The organism is Flavobacterium sp. B330r, assembly GCF_056824325.1.
Genome location: NZ_CP124860.1, coordinates 838,728 through 853,059 on the forward strand (window position 1 = coordinate 838,728; position 14,332 = coordinate 853,059).

Here is a 14,332-nt window from a genome sequence, read left to right on the forward strand (position 1 = left end):
ATATTCTATATTCTATATTCTATATTCTATATTCTATATTCTATATTCTATATTCTATATTCTATATTCTATATTCTATATTCTTTTCTCTTGCTTCTTAGCTCTTTTCTAATTCAATAATTCATTTTCATCTGAATTGATTGCTCTTGCAATAATATTTTCTGGAAGCGCCTTTTTTGCCTTTGCTCCCATTTTCTTTAATCTTTCTACGCTTGAGATAAGATTTCCTTTTCCGTCAACCAATTTATTCATGGCGCTTTCGTATTCTGTTTTTGTGTCTTTAATTTTATTTCCAATTCGGACTAAATCAGAAACAAAACCTTCAAATTTATCATACAACGCTCCGGCTTGTCTTGCAATCTCCAAGGCGTTTTCCTGCTGTTTTTGATTGGTCCACATGCTGTCAATTGTTCTTAACGTTGCCAAAAGTGTACTTGGCGTTACAATTACAATATTCCGGTCAAATGCTTTTGTGTATAAAGAAGGATCTTCGTTTAAAGCAATTGCAAAAGCAGGTTCCATCGGAATGAACAGCAGTACAAAATCTGGGCTTTCCATATGGTACAAATCGTGATAGTTTTTACTGCCCAACTGTTCCACATGTCTTTTTATAGAGATTACGTGTTCTTTAAGAAATTCTATTTTTAAAAGTTCAGATTCTTCGTTAACCCATTTTTCGTAAGCAGAAAGTGAAACTTTAGAATCGACAATCATTTTTTTACCGTCTGGAAGATTAATGACAACATCTGGCAAAACGCGATTTCCTTCTGCATTGCTAAAACTCTGCTGCACTTCGTATTCCCTTCCTTTCTCTAATCCTGATTTTTCTAAAACACGTTCTAGAACCAATTCGCCCCAATTTCCCTGCATTTTGCTATCACCTTTTAATGCTTTGGTAAGGTTTAGAGTTTCCTTGCTCATTTGCGCGTTCATCTCACTCAAACCAATAATCTGCTGACGAAGCGCTGCATGATAGTCGATACTTTCTTTATGGGTCTGCTCTACTTTTTGCTCAAAAACTAGAATCTTATCCTGCAAAGGCGTCAGGATATTTTTCATGTTCACGGTATTTTGTTCTGTAAACTTTGCCGATTTTTCTTCTAGAATTTTGTTGGCAAGATTTTCAAATTCTTTGGTGAATTTTTCCTGAAGTTCATTGATTTCACTTTTTTGCTCTTTATGGCGTTCCCATAAATTTTCAAAATCTACTTCTTTTTTAGAAAGCTGAATGGCCAAACTATCTTTTTCTGTTCGAATGTTTTCTTTCTCAGTAATACTCAGCTGCAATTGTTTCTGCAAATTATTTTTTTCATTTTCAAACTGCTCTTTCTGCATTTGCAATTGACCGTTTATGGCATTTAATCTTTCCTCAGAAATAGCTTTTTCTGACTGAAATTTTGATGCAGAAAGCATTCTGCCTACGTATATGCCTATAAATAGCGCAACAACAAATCCTAATAAAAACGGTATATAATCGGTCATAACTAAGTCTATTTTACGTAAAAGTACGCAATAATACGTAGTGCATAGTTTTTAAAATAGAAATTTCACTAATTCATTCCCAATCCAAACTAAACCAACATTTTATTTCAAAAAAAATATTTCACCTCAACGCAACCTTTTTTTGAAACCCCTATCTACTAAAATATAAACCTATTAAAATAATTATGAAAAAATTAATGCTTGGCTTATTTGTAGCCTTCGGATTCAGCGCCTGTTCTCTCAATGACGGAAATAACTATGTAGATTGCGGTACAAATACAGTTGTAAATTTTACTGGTTTTCCTTTCTCTTGTAATTATACTGAAAAAACATTACAAAATAATCCAGCAGCAATTGTTGTGGGATCTCAAGAAAAAATGAATGAGTATTTCACAAAACATGCGAACAGCTGTCCTGTTGCAAGTGACCCAAATATTGATTTTACAAAAGAATATTTAGTTGGAATTTTTGCTGGTGCTAAACCTACAAGCGGTTACGAAATTGTAATTAGCTCTATTGTAGAAAACAATTGTGAAATCGTGGTAAACTATTACGAAAGAACTCCTGCTGTGGGCGAAAACGTAACTCAAGCTCCTACATACCCAACTGATTTTGTTTTGATTCCGAAAACATCAAAAGGAATGATCTTCAATAAAACTACAGAAAATGCAGATAATATTATTATTGGAAGCTTCAATAACCAATGTTTAAGCTCGGACTGTCAAAAATTCTATCAGATTAATGATTACAACACTTTAAAATTCTTAAATGTTGGAGCAAAACAATATGCTTTTGGGCAATACAGATATACTCCAACAATCAAAAGAGGCGAATATACTCTATTATTAAAAGATGTTCCTGCAGAGATTTTGGCTTTAAAAGGACAAACTAAAACATATGGTACTCCTGATGCTGGAGATCAAGGCGGAATTTATTTTGAATTGCGTCAAGGAGCAAGCCTTACTAAGGTTTATATTGACAACAACGACACTGCAGACCAAAGTGCCGAAATAAAAATTTTCAAAAAAACGATTCAAGAAAAAATTACAAGCTTAAAATAATACAATCATGAAGAAACTCTTTTTATCTTTTATTGTCTGTTTTCTTTTTACATCAATGATTTCTGTAAATGCTTCTAGAGAAGAAGCGGCAGGATCAATAATAAATACTTGGATTTGGGAAAAATCTATAGGAGGTTCTAACAATCCTTATGTGGCGACCCCAAAATCAATTGGGTTTAACAAAAAAATCATCTTTACTCAAGATGGAAGGGTTATTACTTATAAAGACAATGTGGAGATAAGAAACAGCGCTTATCAGATAGAGAAAGGAAAAGGGTATTTTGACCAGTCGGAACATGATCTAATTACGTTTGAAGGCAAAACTTACGTAATAGAAAACCTTGACAATCAAAACCTAACAATTGTAAGCAACAGTCAAGACGGTACTCGAACTATTTTTAAAAGATAGTTTTGTAAGCTATTTAAAACTATTTTTGCAAAATCAAATTTGAACCATTTCTTGAAAGACGAGTTAGAAAAATATATCAAACTGTGCATGAAAAATGACAGGGAGGGACAACTGAAAATTTATCAGTTGTTCTCTCCTGTTTTGTATGGTATCTGTTTGAAATATATGAAGAACGAAGATGACGCGAAAGATGTTTTTCAGGAGGCCTTTGTAATTGCGTTTCAGAAAATAGGCCAATATAAATTTGAAGGAAGTTTTGAAGGCTGGCTGAAACGGATTTTTATAAACAAGCTTATCGAGACTTTAAACAAAAAGAAAAAAGAGAGTTTCTTTTTGGATGTTTTTGATCCCGATACCGATTTTGTAGAAGAAGAGGAACTGGAAGCTATTCCGATAGAACAGGAAAAACTGCTGGAATACATTCGGGATTTACCAGATCAATATCGGACGGTTTTTAACTTGTATGTATTTGAAAAAATGAAACACAGAGAAATCGCCGAACTCTTAAAAATCTCCGAAGGGACATCAAAATCAAATTTAAATCGCGCCAAGCATATATTACAAAAGCGAATTTTGAGCATAAAAAATTTTAAAACAGCATGAAGAAGCACAAAATAGAAGATATTTTTTCATCAATGGAAGACTTTTCGAGTGTTCCGCCTCCAGAGTTATGGAGTCAGATTGAAGAAAAACTAGACAAACCTAAAAAGAAGAAGCGAGTTGTTCTTTGGTGGTCGGCTGCTGCATGCTTATTATTAGGGTTGCTTCTGCCTTCAATATTACATTTTACTGCTTCGCCTGAAAATATAAAAATCAACAATGGCGGTTTAGAAAACAGCAACAATAGTGTTGTTTTGGATAAAAAAACAAACGATAATTCTAACAACAGAAATTTAGATCAAAATAAAAATATTGGCAAAACAGCAGATTCTTTAAACCACAATTCGACAAGAAAAAATCAATTCAATACAGAATCAGGAATTCCAGTTCAAGAAACTTCTGTAGCAGAAACAAATTCTAAAAACGAAACCACTAAAAAAGATTCTAAACACATTGCGCCAACTCCTGCCAATGTTCCGAATCAATCTGTGGCTTATCAAAACTCGGGTTCATCAGAAGAAAAAGCAATTGCAAAATCTTCTAAAAAATCTAGTACAGGAGTTCCAGCAAATACTCCGAACCAATCTGTTGCCTATCAAAACTCAGGTTTAGCAGAAAATAAATCTATTTTGAAATCTTCTAAAAAATCTATTTTAGAAAACAATGCAAAATCTTCTAATAAAGGAATTTCTGAAGAAAGAGTTGCATTTGGCAAACAAAACAAATTTAATTCGACAGCAAAAAAACAGCTTTCCAATTCGATTTTTGAAGAACAGATTGCTCCAAAAAACAATAAAAATCTTGCTTTCAATAATCAGCGCTATTCTGCAAATAATAACTCTTTTACAAACAGCAATGCATATAATTCAAATAATGGGGTTTCTAGTAAAAATGAGAATAAACGCAATGACAAAGCTGTTATTATAAAAGAAGATGTAAAAATCACCAACAGTTTGAGCAAAACCGATTCTATGCAGTTGGCTGAACTTCAGAATTTAGAAAAAGGAATTTTAAGTCCAGAAAAGAAAAAAGAAGAAAAAGAGAAAAAAGACAATCTTATCAATAAAAAAGAAAGATGGGCTGTTGCCGTTTTTGCTGGTGTTGCAAGTTCTGAAAACACCAAGAACGAAAAAACATTGGGTAACGTAAACGATTCTAAACAATCTAATTCTTATGGTGTAAAAACAAAATACAGCATTAACAAAAAATGGGCTGTTGGTTCTGGTTTGAAAATTAGCGAATTAGGACAAAGTGTTGCCAATGTATCTTATCTATCTGCCAAAAGCAATGCTTTTTTTGCCCCTGATAGTTATCCGGTCGCTTCGTCTAATGCACCAGCCCAAGATTATCTTTTGATTTCAAATAGTACAAAAGAAGCTCTAAAAAGTGAAAATGTGCAAACAGGTAAACTGGATCAAAATTTAAGATATGTAGAAATGCCTCTTGAGGTTTCTTACTCTATTTTTAATAAAAATAAAGCCAGCATTAATTTAAATACAGGTGGTTTTGTGGGTAAATTAATTTCTAATAGTGTGAATTTGGATGGGCATTCTATAGGAGAAAACATGAATGCGAATGATTATGTTTATGGTTCTACTTTGAGCAGTACGGTTCAATATCGTGTGTATAAAAAAACCAATGTTTTTGTTGAGCCTGCTATGAATTATTATATCAATCCGTTAAACAGTCAGTCTTTCAACCAATTCCAATGGGGATTAAATTTTGGTTTGAATGTTTCTTTCTAAAACAAATTTGCAGTAAATTTCAAGAATACTTGAGAATTGAATTTTATGAATTTTACTACAGCTCCTGCTGATTTATCATTAAGCAAAGAAATCGTTTATGATAAGGCTGAATTATTAATAACTTCTGTTGAAAAAGAAAGCGAAAGCGACGAATACAGCGCCTATCGTTTTCTGCTAAACAATAAAAACATTTGCTATCGAGAGGCCAAAATAACTCCAACCAAAACAGGTCAGTTTGTTACTCTATGGAAACGAAATCAAACTGGAACGATAGAACCTTTTGATTATTCTGATGCTATTGATTTTGTAATTGTCAATGTTCGAAAAGATCAGAATTGGGGTCAATTTATTTTTCCGAAGAAAACGCTACTTGAAAAAGGTATTTTTTCTACCCAAAATAAAGAAGGAATTAGAGCGACAAGAGTTTACCCGCCTTGGGATGAAACTACGAGCAAACAAGCACAAAAAACTCAAAAATGGCAATTGGATTATTTCTTTTCTTTTACCGATCGAGATCAAATTGATTTAAATGAAATCAGAAAAATATTTGCATAAAAAGCAAGCTGTCTCAAAAGGACAGCTTTTTTTGTAAGCTTCGGAGAAGCGAAATATTTATAGTAAAGTATAAATGTTTACAACAGAAAGCTCCGGAGGAGTGACATGTTTATGTTGCAGAAAAAACATGTCACTCCTCCGGAGCTTTTTTTATTTGTGTTGTTTTAGCTCTATAAATATTTTACCCCGCTGGGGTTTTAGAGAGAAAGAATCTTTCGTTCAACAAAAAAAGCTGTCCCTTTGAGACAGCTTTTTTCTTTTCTTGAAAATCAATTATTTCTTGATGATTTTATCTTTGAAAATTACTTTATTATTTTCTGTAACTGTGTAGAAATAAACTCCAGAAACTAGATTACCAACTGCAACAACTGCTGTACTAACTTCAGATTCATTTTTAACGCTAATTGGATTTCCAATCGCACGACCATTAAAATCGTATAATCTAATTTTCAAATCTCTCCCTAAAGTTGTTTTGATATCAAAATTCAAAACATCTGTTGCAGGATTTGGATATGCTTTTACGAAATATTTATTTTTCCCAAAATCAGGTGTAGAAAGCACGTCTTTTTTCAATTCGAAACGAGCAATTACTGGTCCGTGATCTGAAGTTGTTGTCGTATAATTTGCGATATCATTTCTTGGATCGTAAACTGCAATTGAGTTGGCGATATAATCTTCATTCAATTCGTTTGAAATTAAGATATGATCTAAAAATCCTTGCGAACTTAAGAAACTATATGCTCCAGCCTGACTAATACCTAATGTTAATGCATTGTAATTAGTAGTATCATCTACAAATTTCTTATAAGACGAAGCTGTATTTGCATTTCCAACCCACGCTTTTACATCGTCATTAAAATCTCCTAAAAGAATTAAATTTGCATCTGGATATTCAGCATCTAATGCATCTTTTAGATAGTCAATATCATACTTACGCTGATTGTATTTTGAAATATCAGTTCCGCTGTTTGCACGTGCGTGAAGATCAATCAAGTTAATTTCTTTTTTAACTCCGCCAACATTAGCTTCAACCTGAACCAAATAAGGAAGACGTCCTGATGAGAAAAAACTATCATCGTTTTTTTCTGGAGTATCTGTTCCTGGATAACCTGGTAAAACTACCGTGTTAAAACGAACTTGATCGTATAAATCTTTGAACAAAACTTTTGTGCTTTTTACAGTAGTCGTTTGCGTATTGTAAATTACAACCAATTTTTGAGGTGGGAAATACGGATCTAAAGCTTGGAATGAGTAAGACCAAGAAGTTGAAATTGTTTTATCGAATGTTTTTCCGTTAACACTAATTTTTTGAATTAAAACATCTAGTGCCAGTTCATCTGAAACTTCTTGAACTACATAAACGTCAGCATTTAATTTGTTCATTACTTTAGCCACGTTTTCTATTTGCAACGCATCATTTGTTGGTCCAAATTCTTTACCCGTTTTATCTTTAACATCAGTTCCAAAAAACTCTAAATTATAAGACACCACATCATAAGTATCTTCCTTTAATATAGAAGATCCCGTAAATGAACCAATTTCTTTATTTAGAGAGGTTCCTGTAATAGTTAAAACACCAGAAATAGTTGGTTCTTTTGTTGTTGGTGCAAATCTCGCATAAACTGTTTTTCCTATTAAGGCATCTGCAGAAGAAACAATAATGCTTGACGCAAATGAGATATTATCTCCCGATAATTCATACGAAGCTGGAGCAGCAATAGTAATATCACCATAACCTGCCGCATTAAAAACAAAAGACTGACTAGCAGAAACTGAATTCGGGCTTACATCTGCAAAATCTAAACGCGGGTTAGAATCTACATATTTCGATTCGTCCATAATAGCAAAGTCATCAAAAGACCATTCTGCAGCATTATCAAGTCCGCCAGAAGTAGTTTCGTAAACCCAAGCCAAATACGTATGATCTGTTTTATAAGAGGCTAAATTTATAAACTCAGATTTTGCATAACTTCCTGTAGTTTCCGGAAATTTACCATTTAGTGGTATCCAAATTGCTGTGTTTGGGTCGCTAACTCCATCATAATTGGTTGAAACCATTAATTTTAAAGATGGTCCATCATAAAATTGACGAGAATAAAAAGATAATAACGGAATTTGAGTAAAGCCATCTAAACGTAATCTTGGAGAAATTAACCAATCTTTACTTGCTCCACTGTCTGAATATCCATTCATTAAAACCGCTCCAGTTCCAGAATTAACATTTCGAGATTGTGTAGTGTGAGTCCATTGGTTTATAGGTCCTGCTTCATTGTATTGTGACCATTTACTGTTTACAAAAACATTTGGATCGTCAAAATTTTGTACATAAGGATTTACTCCAAAAGCAGTCAAATTAACTGTTTTAGTTGTACCGCCTGTTGTTTCATGAGTTATAGAACCAGTGAAACTGCCAACAGAAGTTGGAGTGAATTTTACATAAACCGTTGGTGTCGCATTAGAATCAAAATCAGTAGGAACAAATGATAAAGATGTTGAGAATGTCGTATTATCTTTTGAAATAGTAAAACTTCCTGATGCAGTAACTACTACATTCGCAGTAAGATCAGAAGCTCCTATTTGGTAGCTTTTTGTTAAAGGATCAAAATTTGGTTCAGTACCTCCTAAATTCAATACAGCAACAGATGGAGAAATCGCAGGAGGCATCACACTGAGTGTTGTAACATCTGTTTTACTAACTGAATTTTGTAAATTATCATAAGGATCCTCAGAAATAGAGAAAACACTATAAGCAGTATTTAAATTTAATCCCGTAAAACTTTTTACATATTCCTGAGCTGGATTTGTTATATCAAAAACCCCAGATTGCAGTGCTGCGGTTCCGTTTGAATCCTGTCCTGCTTTTATTTGTGCAATTGTTGGTTCTGTACTGCCACCAGGCAATAGTACATAATATGTCTTTCCGATTTCATCTATTTTATCAATAAAATCGAAACTATCACCTAAAACATTAGTTGCCTTTGGATAGCCTGTAATATTAACTGGAGCAAAAAGATCTTTTTCAATATCTATATTATCAATTGCAAAAGATGGACGAGAACCCGCACCTGAAATTTGTCTTGAAATCCATCTAATTTGAATTTCCTCCTGATTATTACATGCTGCTGGTAAAGTTACTTTTATAGTCTGAAGATTTTGCGGTTCGGTAGTATTTCCAGTTTGCAAAACTGTATTATTAGTATAAACTGTCCCTAACAAAGATGTAAACTCTCCAGTTGTTCCAATACGATATTGCAATACCATTTCATTTATTCGGCTTGAAACTGGATTTCCAGGAAGCCCATATGGATTACGAATAGTCATTGCATCATATTTAACCCTCACATTTGTTACTCCAGAAGTTGAAAAGGCAAAACCAATAGTATAATCAACACTTCCAGTGTTTAAAAAGCCTAGTTTACCATCATAATTATAAACATTCCCCGTTCCAGATGCAGCAGACGCTGGCAAATTAGATGCAACAGCTGCCAAAACTGCATTGGCTACAGGCGCAATAGTTTTAAAATTGGCTCCTGGTTGCCCGGTAACTGTCCATCCCTGAAAACCAACAGGGTATGCAGTAGTAGTTCCGGCTACTAATTCCTCAAAATTTTGCGTGTAAGGTATTGAACGTTTATCTGGCATTGTCTGTGCACTTAGCACCAGACAGTAGAAAAAACTTAAAAAAGTCATTACATGACGAAAAGAGTAATTGTTTTTCATACGTTAAAGAATAGAGTTTTTAGAGTTCAAATTTATTGTCTTTAAAATTAAGCTAATGTTACAAAACCATAAACTTAATGTTTGGTCATTTATCAATATAATTCAATAAAACTTAACACAATCTTAAAGATAATAAAATAAAATCAATAAAAAACACCTAACACAAAACATTATTCAAAACATCAGTTACATCAAAAAACCTCACAAACGCCCGTATTTCCTACAAATTCAGCTTATTTTAAACAAAAAAAGCAGTAAACTTTCGCTTACTGCTTTTTTCAATTGTCTTGTTATTTACTCTAAAAAATAATTAGACAGCTGTATAACCACCATCGGCTATAATATAACTTCCTGTTGTGAAAGAAGATTTTTCAGAACTTAAAAAAGTTACCAATTCGGCAATTTCTTCTGTTGTTCCTAAACGATTCATTGCTGATTTTGCCGCAACGGCCTGCATCATTTCTTTATTTAAATTGTCTTTTAAAAGTGCTGTTTCAATATAACCTGGTCCAACAGCATTGCATCGAATATTTTTTTGCGCATACTCTACCGCTATATTCTTTGTCAATCCAACCACGGCATGTTTAGAAGCGGTGTAGGCTGGACTAAGTGGAGCCGCAACTTGCCCGTGGATAGAAGCGATATTAACAATGCTTCCTCCTCCGTTTTTCTCCATTTGCTCCAATTGGTAACGGCAGGCATAAAAAACACCATTTAAATTTAATCCTATTACTTTATCCCAAGCCTCTGGATCATATTCTCCTGTTGGTTTGGCTGGTCCTCCCATACCTGCATTATTACACGCGATATCCAGACGACCGTATTTAGAAACTGTCACCTCAACCATATGTTTATTATCAGCTGCACTCGACGAGTCTCCTTTTACGAAAAAAGCTTCTCCACCCTTTTCTTTTATATTATTTACGGTTTCTTCACCGTGTTCTACATTTATATCCGATACTACTACTTTTGCTCCTTCTCGAGCGTAGGCTTCTGCTACCGCGCGTCCGATTCCTGATCCTCCGCCAGATACAAAAGCTACTTTATTTTCTAAAAGTGCCATTTTAAATATGTTTTTAAATTGATACCTCTAATTTACGAAGATCTCAACCGATACCGAAGTTTTAAAAAGAGTTTACAATAACATTAACGCGAACCGCTAATCTTATGTTATTTGACATTAATTTGACTCCTTTTTGCTTAAAATTTCGTATTGTCTTATTCCTCTTCATCCAATTTCATATTTCCACGATCTTTATGATTATCTGGATGTGAGTTTGGATATCGATTGGGTGTTATATCAGAATTGCGGTCTTTATTCTCAACCGTTTTTTTGGCCTCATCCTCTGTTTCCACTCCACGATTTGCATTTGCATTATCAGGATTTACTTGATGAAGCGTTTCATTAATATTTTCATTTTCGTTTCGGGCTCTTTCCACAATTTTTTTATCCCCATCGGTATCGGTTACCAACTCCTTATTCAATTTGGCATCTTTTAGTTCTTTATCGTGCGAAACGTTTTTTCCTTTAGATTCATCAATATCCTTTTGCGTTCCGTTTATCTTTTTTGTTCCTAAATTATTCGTTTCCATAACAATATCATTTTTAGATTTAAATGATAATATTACGAATTCTAACTCCAAAAAAATTACGACTTAAGATTGCATATCTTTTATAATTGCCATCTCATTTTTTATTTATTACCTTTATTCAAAGCAACTTAAGACTTCATATTATGAATTTCTTCAAAATCAAAACCAGCTGGTCCAATTCCGAATTTATCTTGATTAAACTTTGCATGGCTTCTGTTTATATTTTAGTCGGAAGTTATTTTCATGAATTTTTTAAAAACTACTATCCTATTTTAATTGTCATTTTTGCTACAACCGTAATTTGGTTTGTGTACCAATGGCTGAAAAAAATGAAATCTCAAAAGCCGTAATCGGTTTTAATTTTAAGAAAGGAACTATCTTTGCAAAAAATTAAAAATGCACCAACACTTCATTCTTTTTAAACCTTACGGCTACTTAAGCCAATTTATTTATGAATTAAAAAGAAAGAAAAAGCTTTTGGGCGAATTGCACAATTTCCCCGAAGGAACAATGGCAATTGGAAGATTGGATGAAGATTCTGAAGGTTTACTTTTATTGACAACTGATGGAATGGTAAGCGAACAAGTAAGAAGCAAAAAAGTAGACAAAGAATACTACGTTCAAGTTGACGGTGTCATTACTCCAGAAGCTATCGAGCAATTGCAAAAAGGTGTCGAAATTGGTCTTGATGGCGGAAAATACAAAACAAAACCTTGTTCTGCTTTTATCGTTACTGAAATTCCAGATTTTGGACCGAGAGCCAAAAAAATTAGAGACGAACGACATGGCCCGACTTCTTGGGCTTCTATTACCGTAAACGAAGGAAAGTTTCGTCAGGTTCGAAAAATGACTGCTGCAGTTGGTTTTCCAACGCTTCGTCTGGTTCGTGTTCGAATAGGAAACGTATATTTGCAAAATCTAAAAGCAGGAGAAGTTTTAGAAGTATCCGATTTTCAATTAGAAAATTAGATAATTCTAAAAAACTCATAACTCATAATTCATAACTCAAAAAAGATGTTAAACGTTGTTCTTGTAGAACCAGAAATACCAAATAATACTGGAAATATCGGCAGATTGTGTGTGGGCACAGAAAGTCGTCTTCATTTAATTCATCCTTTCGGATTTGTAATAAACGACAAGAATCTAAAACGTTCGGGATTGGATTATTGGGTTCATCTTGATGTTACCGAATATCAAAATGTAGAAGAATGGATTGCGCAGATTCCAGATCAATCTCGTGTTTTTTTAATGAGTTCGCATTCTGATAAATCCTATTTAGAAAACGAATTTCAAGATGGTGACTGGCTGGTTTTCGGAAAAGAAAGCGTTGGTTTGAGCGCAGCATTTATGGCAAGATTCGAAAATCATTTAACGATTCCGATGTCACCGCTTATTCGCAGTTTTAATATTGCTAATTCGGTTGCTTTTGTGGTTGGTGAAGCGAGGAGACAGATTGGATTAAAAAAGGTTTAATCGTTTATTTGCTTAATTGAAATAATGTAATTAAATTTCTTCTTTAACTTTATGAAAGAAAGCGTAACTGTAGAACAGGCATTAAGCAAAGGCAGATGGCAATTAAAATATTTGCCAATGATTGTAACTTTTGGCCTTATTTGTGGCGGAATTTACCTTTCGTATATACAATTACTAGAAGGATGGATTATTCTCGTAGGTTTTGTTTTGGGATTTGTATCTGGATGGCTTGTATGGAGCTATTTTGTCAATAACTGGAAAATTTGGGCATATGAAAATGTTCGAAATATTCACGAATTACAGAGAAAAGCTGTTGAAGAAAAATTGATTTGGAAAAGCGGAAGTTGGTTCGAAAAGACAGAATTTAAAAACTATCAGCAAAAACAAAAATTAAAACAGTTAGATAAAAAATTTCTAGAAAAAGACATCTATAAAGATGACATTTCGGTTCCAAAAGAAACATTCATTTATTATTCAAAAATTACCGTTCTTTTGTTATTGGCAATTTATTTAGGTAGTATTCTATTAGGTTTTTATATGCTTTATGAAAAAGAATATTGGGGACTATTATTTTTAGGATCTGGTCTTTATTTAACTAACGGTCAAATTAAAAAGTCACGAGATAAAAGCCCTCAAATTATAATTAATGCTGAAGGAATAAAATTAAAAGATGAAAAGCTTATTAAATGGAAAAACATAAAAAACGATAGAGTTTTTACCGAAACAAGAGGACGAAATTCCACAACATATTTGGCATTTAATAATGAAAAGATTGATATTGGAGAATTAGACGTAAAAAATCAAGAATTAGAAAATTTGCTTCATGTCTACCGTATTCGTTTTGAAAACAATAATATTAACTCACAATAAACTTCCCTTTTTCAGCATCAAAAACAATATTTTCATCTTTGAACAAATTGCTGAAACTTCCGTTTGAAATTAAATTACACGGCTGATCTTGCACTATATTTTCTGGCGTCATCATAATCATTTCATCGCTTAACTGAATGGCCAAATCGATATCATGTGTCGAAAACAAAATACATTTTTGCGTTTCTTTTGTTAGTTTCTTTAATAACTTAAACAAGGAAACTTTATGCAGTAAATCAAGATGTGTTGTAGGTTCGTCTAGAATAATTAACGGCGTATCTTGTGCCAATGCTCGTGCAATTAAAACTTTTTGTAATTGTCCGTCGCTAATTTGAAAATGTTTTTTTGAAGCCAAATGTTCGATTTGTGTCAATTGCATTGCTTCCTGAACTTTTAGAATATCTTCGTTAGACAATTTATCAACCCAATTGGTATAAGGCTGGCGCCCCAAAGCAACTAATTCAAAAACAGAAAGATTACTTGGCGGTAGCTTTTCGGTTAAAACCAAACTAAGATTTTGTGCCAATTCTAAAGGCTGATAGTCTGAAATATTTCTTTCGTTCAAATAAACATTTCCCGATAAAGGCTTTTGAATTCCAGTAATCGTTCGGAGTAAAGTTGATTTTCCAATTCCGTTTGCCCCTATCAAAGTGATTAATTTACCCGCTTCAAGATTAAGATTAAGATTCTCAGCAATAGTCGTCACTCCTTTCTTGGATTTGTATCCAATGTTTAAATCCGATGTTTTTAAGATATTTTTCATTTTTGAGATTCTAAGTTACTAAGATGCTGAGGTTCTAAGTTTTTTTTCTAAAAACAAAATC

Annotated in this window: 14 protein-coding genes; 9 read left to right on the forward strand and 5 right to left on the reverse strand. The window is 33.3% G+C overall.

Annotated elements, in window-relative coordinates:
- Window positions 1-108 precede the first annotated feature (108 nt).
- Window positions 109-1,482: a DNA recombination protein RmuC gene (locus QLQ95_RS03770; protein ID WP_482502687.1), complete on the reverse strand. Its 1,374-nt coding sequence runs from the start codon at window positions 1,480-1,482 to the stop codon at window positions 109-111.
- Window positions 1,483-1,667: 185 nt separating this feature from the next.
- Between QLQ95_RS03770 and QLQ95_RS03775 the strand changes: the two genes are divergently transcribed.
- The 5 genes from QLQ95_RS03775 to QLQ95_RS03795 all read left to right on the forward strand — a co-directional run bounded on the left by QLQ95_RS03775 (window position 1,668) and on the right by QLQ95_RS03795 (window position 5,852).
- The gene (locus tag QLQ95_RS03775; protein WP_482502689.1) at window positions 1,668-2,543 is read left to right on the forward strand and encodes a protease complex subunit PrcB family protein; all 876 of its coding nucleotides are present in this window, start codon (window positions 1,668-1,670) and stop codon (window positions 2,541-2,543) included.
- Between the two features lie 7 nt (window positions 2,544-2,550).
- Window positions 2,551-2,952 (forward strand): hypothetical protein, encoded by a 402-nt coding sequence (locus QLQ95_RS03780; protein ID WP_095929538.1) that lies wholly within the window; start codon window positions 2,551-2,553, stop codon window positions 2,950-2,952.
- A gap of 87 nt (window positions 2,953-3,039) precedes the next feature.
- A complete protein-coding gene (locus QLQ95_RS03785; protein ID WP_320493221.1) occupies window positions 3,040-3,555 on the forward strand; it encodes an RNA polymerase sigma factor in 516 nt (171 codons plus the stop codon).
- Window positions 3,552-5,297 (forward strand): hypothetical protein, encoded by a 1,746-nt coding sequence (locus QLQ95_RS03790; RefSeq protein ID WP_482502691.1) that lies wholly within the window; start codon window positions 3,552-3,554, stop codon window positions 5,295-5,297. The genes QLQ95_RS03785 and QLQ95_RS03790 overlap by 4 nt, the downstream gene beginning before the upstream one ends.
- Window positions 5,298-5,342: 45 nt before the next feature.
- Window positions 5,343-5,852, forward strand: coding sequence for a MepB family protein (locus tag QLQ95_RS03795; protein ID WP_095929535.1), 510 nt, complete (start codon window positions 5,343-5,345; stop codon window positions 5,850-5,852).
- Between the two features lie 273 nt (window positions 5,853-6,125).
- Here QLQ95_RS03795 and QLQ95_RS03800 read toward each other — a convergent pair whose 3' ends face one another.
- The 3 genes from QLQ95_RS03800 to QLQ95_RS03810 all read right to left on the reverse strand — a co-directional run bounded on the left by QLQ95_RS03800 (window position 6,126) and on the right by QLQ95_RS03810 (window position 11,165).
- Entirely contained in the window at window positions 6,126-9,572 is a 3,447-nt protein-coding gene (locus QLQ95_RS03800; protein ID WP_482502693.1) for a T9SS type A sorting domain-containing protein, read from the reverse strand.
- A 310-nt stretch (window positions 9,573-9,882) separates the two neighbouring features.
- The gene (locus QLQ95_RS03805; protein ID WP_482502696.1) at window positions 9,883-10,635 is read right to left on the reverse strand and encodes an SDR family NAD(P)-dependent oxidoreductase; all 753 of its coding nucleotides are present in this window, start codon (window positions 10,633-10,635) and stop codon (window positions 9,883-9,885) included.
- A gap of 155 nt (window positions 10,636-10,790) precedes the next feature.
- Window positions 10,791-11,165: a hypothetical protein gene (locus QLQ95_RS03810; RefSeq protein WP_320493216.1), complete on the reverse strand. Its 375-nt coding sequence runs from the start codon at window positions 11,163-11,165 to the stop codon at window positions 10,791-10,793.
- A 143-nt stretch (window positions 11,166-11,308) separates the two neighbouring features.
- Here QLQ95_RS03810 and QLQ95_RS03815 point away from each other — a divergent pair, with 143 nt between their 5' ends.
- Genes QLQ95_RS03815 through QLQ95_RS03830 form a run of 4 tightly spaced genes read left to right on the forward strand, consistent with a single transcriptional unit; the run spans window position 11,309 to window position 13,508 of the window.
- On the forward strand, window positions 11,309-11,515 hold the full coding sequence (locus tag QLQ95_RS03815; RefSeq protein WP_320493215.1) for a hypothetical protein: 207 nt from the start codon (window positions 11,309-11,311) through the stop codon (window positions 11,513-11,515).
- Between the two features lie 46 nt (window positions 11,516-11,561).
- On the forward strand, window positions 11,562-12,134 hold the full coding sequence (locus tag QLQ95_RS03820; protein WP_428239167.1) for a pseudouridine synthase: 573 nt from the start codon (window positions 11,562-11,564) through the stop codon (window positions 12,132-12,134).
- Between the two features lie 45 nt (window positions 12,135-12,179).
- Window positions 12,180-12,638, forward strand: coding sequence for a tRNA (cytidine(34)-2'-O)-methyltransferase (locus QLQ95_RS03825; protein WP_428239166.1), 459 nt, complete (start codon window positions 12,180-12,182; stop codon window positions 12,636-12,638).
- A 51-nt stretch (window positions 12,639-12,689) separates the two neighbouring features.
- Complete coding sequence (locus QLQ95_RS03830; protein ID WP_428239165.1) at window positions 12,690-13,508, forward strand: hypothetical protein; 819 nt, start codon at window positions 12,690-12,692, stop codon at window positions 13,506-13,508.
- Here the strand turns inward: QLQ95_RS03830 and QLQ95_RS03835 are convergent.
- Complete coding sequence (locus tag QLQ95_RS03835; protein WP_320493213.1) at window positions 13,495-14,271, reverse strand: ABC transporter ATP-binding protein; 777 nt, start codon at window positions 14,269-14,271, stop codon at window positions 13,495-13,497. The genes QLQ95_RS03830 and QLQ95_RS03835 overlap by 14 nt on opposite strands.
- Window positions 14,272-14,332 lie beyond the last annotated feature (61 nt).

Excerpts from the sequence above, each read along its gene's own strand:
- QLQ95_RS03770 (WP_482502687.1), bottom strand. The coding sequence starts at position 1,482 with ATGACCGATTATATACCGTTTTTATTAGGATTTGTTGTTGCGCTATTT.
- QLQ95_RS03775 (WP_482502689.1), top strand. The coding sequence starts at position 1,668 with ATGAAAAAATTAATGCTTGGCTTATTTGTAGCCTTCGGATTCAGCGCC.
- QLQ95_RS03780 (WP_095929538.1), top strand. The coding sequence starts at position 2,551 with ATGAAGAAACTCTTTTTATCTTTTATTGTCTGTTTTCTTTTTACATCA.
- QLQ95_RS03785 (WP_320493221.1), top strand. The coding sequence starts at position 3,040 with ATGAAAAATGACAGGGAGGGACAACTGAAAATTTATCAGTTGTTCTCT.
- QLQ95_RS03790 (WP_482502691.1), top strand. The coding sequence starts at position 3,552 with ATGAAGAAGCACAAAATAGAAGATATTTTTTCATCAATGGAAGACTTT.
- QLQ95_RS03795 (WP_095929535.1), top strand. The coding sequence starts at position 5,343 with ATGAATTTTACTACAGCTCCTGCTGATTTATCATTAAGCAAAGAAATC.
- QLQ95_RS03800 (WP_482502693.1), bottom strand. The coding sequence starts at position 9,572 with ATGAAAAACAATTACTCTTTTCGTCATGTAATGACTTTTTTAAGTTTT.
- QLQ95_RS03805 (WP_482502696.1), bottom strand. The coding sequence starts at position 10,635 with ATGGCACTTTTAGAAAATAAAGTAGCTTTTGTATCTGGCGGAGGATCA.
- QLQ95_RS03810 (WP_320493216.1), bottom strand. The coding sequence starts at position 11,165 with ATGGAAACGAATAATTTAGGAACAAAAAAGATAAACGGAACGCAAAAG.
- QLQ95_RS03815 (WP_320493215.1), top strand. The coding sequence starts at position 11,309 with ATGAATTTCTTCAAAATCAAAACCAGCTGGTCCAATTCCGAATTTATC.
- QLQ95_RS03820 (WP_428239167.1), top strand. The coding sequence starts at position 11,562 with ATGCACCAACACTTCATTCTTTTTAAACCTTACGGCTACTTAAGCCAA.
- QLQ95_RS03825 (WP_428239166.1), top strand. The coding sequence starts at position 12,180 with ATGTTAAACGTTGTTCTTGTAGAACCAGAAATACCAAATAATACTGGA.
- QLQ95_RS03830 (WP_428239165.1), top strand. The coding sequence starts at position 12,690 with ATGAAAGAAAGCGTAACTGTAGAACAGGCATTAAGCAAAGGCAGATGG.
- QLQ95_RS03835 (WP_320493213.1), bottom strand. The coding sequence starts at position 14,271 with ATGAAAAATATCTTAAAAACATCGGATTTAAACATTGGATACAAATCC.